This window comes from Candidatus Electronema sp. TJ (assembly GCF_048287355.1).
Lineage (GTDB): Bacteria > Desulfobacterota > Desulfobulbia > Desulfobulbales > Desulfobulbaceae > Electronema.
Genome location: NZ_JBLWEP010000043.1, coordinates 4,647 through 15,357 on the forward strand (window position 1 = coordinate 4,647; position 10,711 = coordinate 15,357).

General features: G+C 58.2%; 9 protein-coding genes. 2 read left to right on the forward strand and 7 right to left on the reverse strand.

Features of this window, described 5'->3' with window-relative positions:
* From ACNKID_RS05060 to ACNKID_RS05090, 7 genes are all read right to left on the reverse strand, one after another.
* A partial coding sequence (locus ACNKID_RS05060; RefSeq protein WP_417912344.1) for a DUF2339 domain-containing protein occupies window positions 1-1,706 on the reverse strand: 1,706 nt, incomplete at its 3' end.
* A gap of 345 nt (window positions 1,707-2,051) precedes the next feature.
* Complete coding sequence (locus ACNKID_RS05065; RefSeq protein ID WP_417912345.1) at window positions 2,052-2,369, reverse strand: hypothetical protein; 318 nt, start codon at window positions 2,367-2,369, stop codon at window positions 2,052-2,054.
* 305 nt (window positions 2,370-2,674) lie between these two features.
* Window positions 2,675-3,400: an energy-coupling factor ABC transporter ATP-binding protein gene (locus tag ACNKID_RS05070; protein ID WP_417912346.1), complete on the reverse strand. Its 726-nt coding sequence runs from the start codon at window positions 3,398-3,400 to the stop codon at window positions 2,675-2,677.
* A gap of 9 nt (window positions 3,401-3,409) precedes the next feature.
* A complete protein-coding gene (locus tag ACNKID_RS05075) occupies window positions 3,410-4,573 on the reverse strand; it encodes a pyridoxine 5'-phosphate synthase (protein ID WP_417912347.1) in 1,164 nt (387 codons plus the stop codon).
* Between the two features lie 10 nt (window positions 4,574-4,583).
* Window positions 4,584-5,597 carry a PhoH family protein gene (locus tag ACNKID_RS05080; RefSeq protein WP_417912348.1) on the reverse strand — a complete coding sequence of 338 codons (1,014 nt, stop codon included), beginning with the start codon at window positions 5,595-5,597 and terminating at the stop codon, window positions 4,584-4,586.
* Window positions 5,594-6,460: a thioredoxin domain-containing protein gene (locus ACNKID_RS05085; protein ID WP_417912349.1), complete on the reverse strand. Its 867-nt coding sequence runs from the start codon at window positions 6,458-6,460 to the stop codon at window positions 5,594-5,596. Before ACNKID_RS05085 ends, ACNKID_RS05080 begins: the two co-directional genes overlap by 4 nt.
* Window positions 6,461-6,561: 101 nt before the next feature.
* A complete protein-coding gene (locus ACNKID_RS05090) occupies window positions 6,562-7,167 on the reverse strand; it encodes a hypothetical protein (protein WP_417912350.1) in 606 nt (201 codons plus the stop codon).
* Window positions 7,168-7,563: 396 nt separating this feature from the next.
* On the opposite strand from ACNKID_RS05090, the gene ACNKID_RS05095 reads away from it, so the two are divergent.
* Both ACNKID_RS05095 and ACNKID_RS05100 read left to right on the forward strand, forming a co-directional pair.
* Window positions 7,564-9,738 (forward strand): adenosylcobalamin-dependent ribonucleoside-diphosphate reductase, encoded by a 2,175-nt coding sequence (locus ACNKID_RS05095; RefSeq protein WP_417912351.1) that lies wholly within the window; start codon window positions 7,564-7,566, stop codon window positions 9,736-9,738.
* 97 nt (window positions 9,739-9,835) lie between these two features.
* Window positions 9,836-10,711 (forward strand): HEAT repeat domain-containing protein (locus tag ACNKID_RS05100; protein WP_417912352.1); only part of this gene is annotated, 876 nt, incomplete at its 3' end.

Here is a 10,711-nt window from a genome sequence, read left to right on the forward strand (position 1 = left end):
GTGATGAAGAGCAGGTTGAAATACTCTCTAAGAGAGTATGGAACACTCCGCTCACTCTCGAAAAGCTCGGCGCAGAACCACCAGATGCAGCCCCAGAAAAAGAGCGGCAGGTGGTTCCATTTTTCGCAGCGGCGCAGGTTGTCAGCTTTATAGAGCTGCCATGAGGCAAAGAGAGCGGACAGGGCAATGATCACTGCGCCAAGATAGGTGCCGTTGAGCACAGGCAGGCGTGTTCCGCCGTAATGACCGCCATCGGCAAGGAAGCAGAAACCTGCTCCGAACTGGAGGAGGAAGCCGCTGCTGCGAGCGAGAAAGCGGTTCTGCCGAATGCCCACCCAGACTAACGCCGCGCCTTCCATCGCCCAGGTGACAGCGGTCCAGCGTCCGCTCAAGGCCAGCGGCACAGCCAAGGTGGCGAAAACAATTCCCAAGGCCAGCAGGGCTTCCGTCAGCGTCCGCATTCCCTGCCGCAGCCGCTCATTGCCCTTGTTCCATAAAAATCTCGCCAGAACAACGTAAACACTGCTCACTGCCAATGCGCTGTAGGCCAGTCCGTGCGGCATGTTGTGCACCATGCCCGCTTGCAAGGAGAAGCAGATCACCGGTGTGCCAAAGACTAAAGTGCCATCCACATAGCCGCGCAGATTCGGCGGCTGACGGAAGGCGAAGAACACGCCGATGGCATTGAACATCAGAAAGAAAAGAATCAGGAACAGCTCGGCAGTGGCGAAATGCTCTGGCCGGTAGCTGTTCAATCCCCACATTGAGCCAATGCCCAAGGTGAAGATGAAACCAAGCAAATTCAGGCTGCGCCAAGCCTTGAACCAGGAAACGGCAAGAATGCCGAAGTTGAGCAGGGCATAGTAGCTGAACAGGGCGACGTGATTGCCGCTGCCGGTGGAGAGCAGCACCGGCGCGAGGAAGCCGCCAGCTGCGCCAAACAAGGCCAGCGGGCGGGCATCTTGCAGCAGGGACAAGGCCGTGGAGGCGGCCACCAAACCAAACAGCAGGGCAAAGGCCAGCGGCGCGGGCAGCAGATGATACAGCTTGAAGGCGGCGAAGACAGTCAGATACATGATGCCGATGCCGCCGCCTTGCGCCAGCAGGGCGAAACCGGGCCGCGTCTGCCGCTGGAACCAGCCAAGGCCGAGCAAAGCCAGTCCGCCCAAGGCCACGCCGAGCAGGCGCAGTTCAATGGGAATCACGTTGCGGTCAGCAGCGTATTTGAGCAGGAAGGCCACGCCGAAGAAGAGCACCAGCAGGCCGACGCGGAGCACCACATTGCCTTCGGTGAAAAAGGCTTTCAGCTTGGCGGCGGCGCGCTCATCCCAAGCAGGTTCGGCAGACAAGCGCGGCAGAGGCGGTTTGATCTCGCTGCGCGCCGCCTCTGGCGCAGGTTCAAACTTCGGCTGGGAAAAGACCTTTGCCGGAGCTTCCTCGCGCTCCTCGCGGCGCGAAGGAACAGCAGCAGAGGCCGTTGCTGGCTCTTGAACAGGCTGGTCCGCCTCTTCCGGCATCTCCTCGATCAGCTCTTCAACATGCCGCAGCCGCCGTTCCAAGCGGGCAATCTTCGCGCTCTGGCTGAGATTCCGCACCAGCAGCCAGCCGAAGAGCATTCCGGCCAGCCAGCCTCCCGCATGTCGGAACAGGCCCGACCCAAAAATGATGCCGCCGATGATGATGCCAATAACAGCAGATACATCCATAAGGCCCCCTTTGCGGTGTCGAGGTCAGTGCCTCTTGCTCACATGAACCAATATTTTCTTCTCATCTGCAAGGAACTCACCGGCAGATGCTGAAAATTATACGCTGTTGTCAGTCGATATGGCATGGTCAGCTATTCTCTGCCTTTCGGCGCGACATGCAGGCTGACGATTGTTTTTTTCTTGATAAAGGTCAAAGAGCTGACAGCATTGCGTTGGCAGTGTGAACAAACTGCGGCTCGTTTTCGTGAAGCATGACTTGAAAAAGCGGCTTCGGCTGTTCAGCAGGAGGCAGCTTTTGACCGCTTGCGTTCTCTTCATTCCGCCAACAGCAGCCATTCTGAAAGATCATGGCGCATGGCCATTGAATGCGCCGCGTATTTTGCTCGGCAACAACCATATGTTTCTCAGCAACAAAAGGCTGTTGGCAGGCAGCAGCCTTTTGTTGTCAAGCAACAGCTTCTTTCTGCTCGGTAGCAACCATATGTTTCTCAGCAGGAAAGAGCTGTTGGCAGGCAACAGCCTTTTGTTGTCAAACAGCAGCTCCTTTTTGCTCGGCAAGAGAAAGCTGTAACCGAGCAGCAACCTTGTGCTGCCGAGCAGCGGCCAGTTCTCACTAAACAAGAACCGTCTGCTGCCAAACAGCAACTGTCTGCTGCGGCGCAAAATCAGGCCCTTCCGTCCATCATAGCCAAGGCCGGGGACGAGGTCAATTCCTCTGTCTTGCAGCAGGGAATATTTTACTGGCGGCGGGGGAAAAAAGATGATGCGGCAGGCACTACTCCAGCAGATGCACCCTTTCGCAGTCGGGACATATCCATGTCGGGCCGTTGCTCATGCCCCAGGTGTTTTCGGCAAAGCAGGCTGGACAGATAGTGAAGCCGCAGCGGCAGCTGTGACAGTACGGCGCACTGTTTTTGCAGCAGTGACAAACGCCGCCGCCTCGCCGCCGTTTCTTCACGGGCCGCTGTTCAGCAGTCATGGGCGTGCGGACGGTCGCCCCAAGCGTGAACATGACGATGGGTGTGCAGACATTCGGTGCCGCTGCGGACAGCCCGGCCTTGGTTCAAGGTGTACAGCTCGTCGCAGGTTTCCGCAAGGAAGTCCCAATCGTGGGAGATGATCATATAGCCGATGTCCAGGCGTTTGAGAATGGCGGTGAGCCGGGCCTTGGTCGCGCCGTCAAGGTTGTTGGTCGGCTCGTCGAGCAGCATCGCCTCCGGTTTCATGGACAGGATGGTCGCCAAAGACACCAGCTTTTTCTCGCCGCCGGAAAGCTGGTGCGTGACCCGCTCCGCCAGCCTGGACAGCTCCAAATTCTCAAGCGTCTGACGGGAGACTTGCAGTGCCTCGGCCTGCGTCATGCCGAGGTTGAGCGGGCCGAAGGCGACATCCTCCAGCACGGTGGGTGAAAAAAGCTGGTCGTCGGCATCTTGGAAAACCATGCCGATGCTCCGGCGCAGCAGACGGAAGTCTTCTTTGCTGCTGACTTCGCGGCCTTTGAAGAGCAAAGTTCCTGCCGTGGGCCGCAACAGGCCCATGATGATGTGCAGCAAGGAGGTCTTGCCGCTGCCGTTGGCACCGATCAGGCCGATGCGCTGGCCGCAGTCAAACGTGACATCTGTCTCATTCAAAAGCAGACGGCTGCTGCCGGGATACGCAAAGGACACCTGCTTGAGCTGGATGAGGGGAGTCATGATGCCTTTTCACTCCGCCAAATCAATGCAGTTCTGCATCTCGCGCACAGCTTGGTCCAAGCCGACAAAAGCGGCGCGGGCAATCACGGCGTGGCCGATGCTCAGCTCCTCAATCATCGACAGCCCGGCGACGCGCCCCACGTTGAGATAATTAAGACCGTGGCCCGCGTTGATCCGCAGCTTGGCGGCGTAAGCGGCTTCCGCCGCCTGCTCGATCAGAAGGAACTCCTGCTCCTGTTCTTCGTGGTCTTTCGCGTCGGCGTAGCGGCCTGTGTGCAGCTCAACATAGGCTGCGCCGATGTCTGCGGCGGCCTTGACCTGCTCCAAGTCAGGATCAATGAACAGGGAGACCGGAATGCCTGCCTCAGTCAGCTTGCTCACAGTCTTTCTCAGCTTCTTCTCATTGGCGATGATGTCCAAGCCGCCTTCAGTGGTCAGCTCCTGCCGTTTCTCCGGCACCAGCGTAACTAAATCCGGCTTCACTTCCAAGGCGATGGCGACGATTTCCTTGACCGCAGCCATCTCCAAGTTGAGGCGGGTCTTCACGGTCTGGCGCAGAATCCGCACATCCCGTTCCTGAATGTGGCGGCGGTCTTCACGCAGATGAACAACTATGCCTCTGGCTCCGGCCAGCTCGCAGATGCCTGCGGCCAGCACCGGATCAGGCTCCGCGCCTCCTCTGGCCTCGCGGATGGTGGCGATATGGTCAACATTGATAGCCAGCTGCGGCATGGTTCTTCCTCCTGAATGAATATGTTGAACAGCCTGATAAAGCTCCGCCTCCTTGTCCTGCATGCGCTCCGCCTGCTCTTCGGACAGCTCATGGTCGTAGCCGAGCAGATGCAGCAGGCCGTGGATGAGCAGCCAGGTGAGATGCTGATGCAGGGGGATTTGCTTTTCGACCGCCTCGCGCCACGCGGTGTCAACGGAAATGAGGATGTCGCCCAGCTCGTCAGCCACTTCCGCCGGAAAGGAGAGGACATTGGTCGGCCCTTCCTTATGGCGGTAGGTCTGGTTGTAGCGGGCCATTTCCTTGTCATCCAAGAAAACAACGCTGACCGTGCGCCCTTCCTGCTTCAGCAGGCGCAGCAGACGGGCAAGACGCGCCCGCAGCAGGCTTTGGTTGAGCTGAAACTGCTGCGGCTCAAGTTCGCTGATGAAGTTGATGGACATGGAAAACGACTCAGGCCGCAGAACGAGCCGGCGGCGGCTCGCGGCGGCTGGCTTTGTCATAGGCGTGGATGATCTTCTGCACCAAGGGATGCCGCACCACGTCGCTGCTGTCAAAGGGGCAGAAGGCGATGCCTTCAATGTTCTGAAGCAAAGCCTGCGCTTCCACCAGCCCGGAAGCCTGACCGCCGGGCAGGTCCACTTGAGTTATGTCGCCGGTAATCACTGCCTGCGAGTCAAAGCCGATGCGGGTGAGGAACATCTTCATCTGCTCGCGGGTGGTGTTCTGCGCCTCGTCCAAGATGACAAAGCCCTTGTTCAAGGTTCTGCCGCGCATGAAGGCCAAAGGCGCGACCTCGACCACGCCGCGCTCGACCAGCTCGGCGGCTTTCTCCGCACCCAGCATGTCGTTGAGCGCGTCAGTGAGCGGACGCAGGTAGGGATCAACTTTCTGGGCCAGATCGCCGGGCAGAAAGCCGAGTTTTTCCCCTGCCTCCACCGCAGGCCGGGTGAGAATGATGCGCTGCACCTGCTCCGCTGTCAGCGCGGCCACAGCCATCGCCACAGCCAAGTACGTTTTGCCGGTGCCTGCCGGGCCAATGCCGAACACAATATCGTTGCGGCGGATGGCTTCAATGTAGTTCTTCTGATTGAGCGTCTTGGGAGAGATGATCCGCTTTTTAGAGGTGATGCAGACTTTCTCAAGGAAAATCTCCTCCAATGACGTGTCAGGAGAGGATTCAAGGATGCGCAGGCCGAAGGCCACGTCTTGGCTGAATATCGGATACCCCTTCCGCGCCAGCTCATACAGCTGCCGCAGAGCCGAGACAGCCAGCTCCACGGCGTGTGTGCGGCCTTGAATGCGCAGGCCGCCGCCCCGCTGATGAATGCGGACCCCGGCGGCCTGCTCGACCGTGTGCAGATTGCGGTTCAGCTCGCCAAAGAGCGTCTGCGCGGCGGCTTGGTCGGCAAAGTCAAGACTTTGCTCTGACTCGCCGGAAGCCGCTGCTTTCTTCACCTGGCTCACTTCTTTTTCTTCAGCTCTTGATCAATCATCTTCTGGATGATGTCCGGGCTGGGCGCGTTGACCCGGCGACCGTTGACGAAGATGGTCGGTGTGCCGTTGACTTCAGCCAGCCGCGCTGAGGTCAGGTCCTTGGCCAGCTTGTCCTTGGTGGCCTGGCTGTTCCAGTCCGCTTTGAATTTCTCCATGTCCAAGCCGATCCCTGCGGCGGCCTTCTCGATCGTCTCAGGACTCAGGCTGGAGGAGACAGCGAAAAGCGCGTCATGCATCTGCCAGAACTTGCCCTGCTCCTGCGCGGCAATGGCGGCGCGGGCCGCAGGCTCGGCTTGCTGGTGCATGTTCAGCGGCATATGCTTGAAAAGCACTTTGACCGTCTCAGGATTGCGCTTCATAACCTCTTCCAGCAGCGGATGCACCCGGTTGCAGAAGGGGCACTGAAAATCAGAGAAGACGACTATGGCCACCGGCGCAGTCTCTTTGCCCAAGAACGGCGCACCAGCGATGTCAATATCCTTGGCAAGAGAAATGTCAAGGGCCTGATAGGAACCATTCTGATCCATCAAATACAGCATTTCGCCGCGCGGGGAGATATCCAAAGCCACTGTGCCCGGCTCCGCCGGAATGACCCCCAGCTTCTGCCCTTCAGTGGAATAGAGATGCACTTTGCTGTCCTCGCCGAGAATGAAGACCATTCTGCCATCTAATGTCTGGGCGAAGCTGCGCGGCTTCACATCCGCTTTCCAAGTTTCGATGGGAGTCCAAGAAAGCGTGTCCGGCTTGCCCTCCGGGGTCTGCGCGGGAGTCTGGGCAAGAAGGGTCTGGCCCGGCAGAAGGAGAAGGCAGCACAGCGCAAGAGTTTTTTTCATCGTTTCGTTTCCTTGTGTTGTTGAAGAAATTGCAGCGGAAGCATATGGGGCCATTATACCGCCCGGAACCGCGCCCGGCAAGCTGAACAGGGCGGTGGTGTTCAGAACATCAGCTCAATGCTGGAACAGGAGCCGTCTTCTTGCAGCAGCAGCATCCGCCTGCTTCGGGGCACGAGACTGATAGCGGCAGTTCCCCAGCCGACAGAGATTGCGCCGATCTGCTGTCCAGCGGTGGAATGCACATGCACTTCGCCGTCCCTGCTGAGAATGAAGACCATCCCCCGCTCAGGTAGATGGGCGATGTCAAGCGGTCGAGTCGCTCCTGACCTCCATCTGCTTCGCACCGACGAGCGGAAATAGCCGTTGTCCAAGGAGATGTTGTGAATTGTGCAGATGCCATTTTGATCAACCACGTATAGTGCTCTGCCCCGCGCTTGAATGTCAATGGCCACAGGACGGCCTGAGGACGGCACGGAGCCGAGATGTTCGCCGACAGCCGAATACACATGCACCTTGCTGTCGCTGCCGAGAATGAAGACCAGCTTTTTATCCCATGTCTGAGCGAAGTCCAGCGGCCTGACCCCTGCTTCCCACGTGTTCATGAGTGACCACGTGTCAAGAAAACGCACGGCAGAGGCCGACGAGAAGGCTGCCGTTGGATGCGCTGACAAAAAAAGCAGCAAGGACAAGGTGAGGACTGTTTTCATAATATCTTGTTCTGTAGAGTATTCTTGCCGGACTGCTGACAAAGCGTCAGTATACCCGCTGCATCTGCGGAAGGCAAGGCAGGTGTCGTTTTTTTGGGGTGCGCTGCTGTCCGGCAAGGCTTCGCAAAAGCCTGCTCTTGCCATATCAGCTGCATTGCCGGAAAAATGCGCGGTTTGCCGCAGGCGGCATTTTTTCTGCCGGAAAGCGGTTGACAAAAGCTCCTCATTTCTGAACGCCGCGAAAACAGACGTTTTCTTTATTTTGAGCAAAAATACAACTGGTAGCATAATTTCAGCTTGAGTTGGCACAACATGTTGTGTTATAAGACTGCACAACCGCCTGAAGGACAGGTGCTGACTCACCGCACAAAAAGGAAGGAAGAGATGGGAAAAGAGATGACTAGGACTATTGCGAAACAGTCCTTGACCGAGACCGCCGAGACCGTGCTGACCCGCCGTTACTACCTTAAAGACGGCCAAGGGAATGTGCTGGAGAACTGGGAATCCCTCTGCCGCCGGGTGGCAGATGCAGTGGCTGCGCCCGATCGGGGTCTGGAGGACTATGAGGCTTTGCGCGAGCAGTTCTTTCGCATGATTTATCATCTCGATTTTTTGCCCAACTCGCCCTGTCTGATGAACGCGGGCACCGATCTTGGCCAGCTTTCGGCCTGCTTTGTCCTTCCCGTTGATGACTCGATGGACGGTATTTTCACTTCCATCCGCAACGGTGCGCTGGTGCATAAAACCGGCGGCGGCACCGGCTATTCCTTCTCCCGGCTGCGGCCTAAGAACTCGGCAGTGCGGTCAACTCAAGGGGTGGCTTCCGGGCCGCTCAGTTTCGCCGCTGTCTTTGATGCGGCCACTGAGACCATCAAGCAGGGAGGCAAGCGGCGCGGGGCCAACATGGGCATCCTGCGGGTGGATCATCCTGACATCATGGATTTTATTAATGCCAAGCAGGATCAAAGCAAATTCACCAACTTCAACTTTTCGGTGGCGATCACCGACAAGTTCATGGAGGCGGCGAAGAACAATCAGGAATACGACCTGATTGATCCCTCCAACCGCAAGGCAGTCTGCCGGATGAACGCGGCCAAGGTTTTTGATAAAATTGTTGAATTGGCGTGGCACAACGGCGAGCCAGGCGTTTTGTTCATTGATGCAGCCAACCGGGCCAACGCCACTCCGCAGCTCGGCGAGTTCGAGGCGACGAATCCATGCGGAGAGCAGTGGCTTCTTCCCTACGAGTCTTGCAACTTAGGCTCGATCAACCTCGGCCAGTATGTCAAAGATGGCGCGGTGGATTATCCCCGCTTGGCGCAGACAGTGCGGACAGCGGTGCGTTTTCTCGACAACGTGATTGACTGCAACCGCTTTCCCATCCCGGAAATTGCCGAGATGACCAAGAAAACCCGCAAAATCGGCCTCGGTATCATGGGCCTGCACGACATGCTCATTCAGTTGAAGCTGTCCTACGGTGACGAGGCGGGACGAACGGAATCAGCCAAGGTCATGCGCTTCATCCGCGACGAGGCCGAGGTTACATCCATCGCTTTGGCCAGATTGAAAGGCCCGTTTCCAGCTTGGAATCCGCAACACAACCACTATCCGGCCCGGCGCAACGCTGCTCTGACCTCTATTCAGCCCACCGGCACGGTCTCGATGATCGCAGACTGCTCCTCCGGCTGCGAGCCGTATTTTTCCGTAGTCACTGAGAAAAACGTCATGGACGGCGACCGCTTCCTGATGGTCAACAAACACTTTGAGGCCGCTGCCAAACGCGAGGGTTTTTTCTCCGAGGAGCTGATGCGGAAGGTGGCAAAGAGCGGCACTGTGCTCGGCCATGCGGAAATCCCGGAGCAGTGGCAGCGGATTTTCCAAGCCGCGCAGGACATCGCCCCAGAGGATCACATCAGAATGCAGGGTGCGCTCCAGGCCAGTGGCGTGGACGCCTCAATCAGCAAAACCATCAACCTGCCTTCGACGGCCAGCAAAGAGGATGTGCGATTCTCCTATCTGCTTGGTTTTGAGCTGGGCTGCAAGGGTCTGACTGTCTATCGCGACGGCTCGCGGGAAGGGCAGGTGCTCAGCACGGCAGCTTCCGCAAGCAAACAGCAAACCGCCATAGTCTCCACCCAAGGGGAGCTGCAGAAAAAAGAGCTGCCCGACGTGCTGGATGCCAAGCGCTACCGGCTCAAGGATGCGGACGGCAATGCGGTCTACATCATTGTCTGCTTTGACGAGGCGGAAAGCCCGATGGAGGTCTTCGCTAAATTTCCGTTTGACAACCGGCTGGATCTGAAGGATAAATCCACCATGTGGACTACTACCTGCCGTTTGGTCTCGCTCGCCTTGCGCTATCAGATTCCGATGGAAGAGATCATCCGTCAGCTTGACCGCTCCAGCGGCCACATGTTCGATCTGCCCGCCCAGCTCGGCAGGCTGCTGAAGTCGTTCATGGCCGGAACGCAGAAGGGCTTCAGCTCCGCCTGCCCGGAATGCTGCGGCACCTTGGTCTTTGCTGAAGGCTGCGAGGTCTGTCGCGACTGTGGTTATTCGCGCTGCTCGTAAAGGTGCAGCACCGTGTTGCAGCTAACATGACAGCACTGCGCCGGGGGGCCAAGATGATGATGCCTGAAAACACAAAAAGGGGCGGAGTGTGAAACCGGTGCGCACAATTCTGAAGTCTGCGCTGCTGCTTATGACCGCCGCCACCTGTCTGGCCGCTGACGGCACGATGCCTCCAGCGGGCGCGGCACCGGCGGCGGGTGTTGCTGTTGAGGACAGCCTGCTCAGTCTGCGTGTGCGGAACATGCCCTTGAAGGAGCTGCTGCGTCAGGTCGCCGCGCAGGCGGGCGTGGAGATCACTGTGCACGGCCCGGCGGATATGCCTGTCTCTGCGGAATTCAGCCGCGCCGTTTTGGAGGACGGCTTCAAGCGGATCGCGCCGGATTTCAATATCGTCTTCACCTACGGCGCGGATGCAACAAGGGCAGACAAATCCAAGATGGAAAAAATAGCTCTGCACAGCAGGGCAGCCACTCCCGGCAATGCGCCGCCTCTGGTGTTTTCCGCCGCCAGTGCCGCTCCCATTCCCCCGTCCTCAACTCCAGTTCCGTCCGCGCAGATTCAAACGCCGCCAGACCAGCCGCCGTCCGATGCCGAACCAGAGGAGGAGATGGGGGAGGAACAGTCGCCAGAATATTTTGCCGAGCTGATGAAAAGCCCTGACAACGCGTTGCGGGAAGAGGCCTTGGGCTATTTTGCCGGAGTGGAGGCCGGTGGCGGCGTTGCTCAGGTTTCCGAAATGCTGATCAATGATTCGAGCGAGGATATCCGCCGCACCGCAGCTGAAGTGCTGGCAGGCATTGGTGGCAAGCAGGCTGTTCCGGCCTTGGGCAAAGCCTTGGATGACAAGAGCAGCGAGGTGCGGAGCATGGCCCTCTACTCCCTTGGTCAAATCGGCAGTCCAGAGGCAGTCGCCTTGATCAAAAAGGCAAAAAACGATGCCAGCGAGGAAGTGCGCAATGCGGCTGCGGCTGCG

Bases quoted from the DNA above. Each gene is read 5' to 3' on its own strand.
- ACNKID_RS05070 (WP_417912346.1), bottom strand. From the start codon at position 3,400: ATGACTCCCCTCATCCAGCTCAAGCAGGTGTCCTTTGCGTATCCCGGC.
- ACNKID_RS05075 (WP_417912347.1), bottom strand. From the start codon at position 4,573: ATGTCCATCAACTTCATCAGCGAACTTGAGCCGCAGCAGTTTCAGCTC.
- ACNKID_RS05085 (WP_417912349.1), bottom strand. From the start codon at position 6,460: ATGAAAAAAACTCTTGCGCTGTGCTGCCTTCTCCTTCTGCCGGGCCAG.
- ACNKID_RS05090 (WP_417912350.1), bottom strand. From the start codon at position 7,167: ATGAAAACAGTCCTCACCTTGTCCTTGCTGCTTTTTTTGTCAGCGCAT.
- ACNKID_RS05095 (WP_417912351.1), top strand. From the start codon at position 7,564: ATGACTAGGACTATTGCGAAACAGTCCTTGACCGAGACCGCCGAGACC.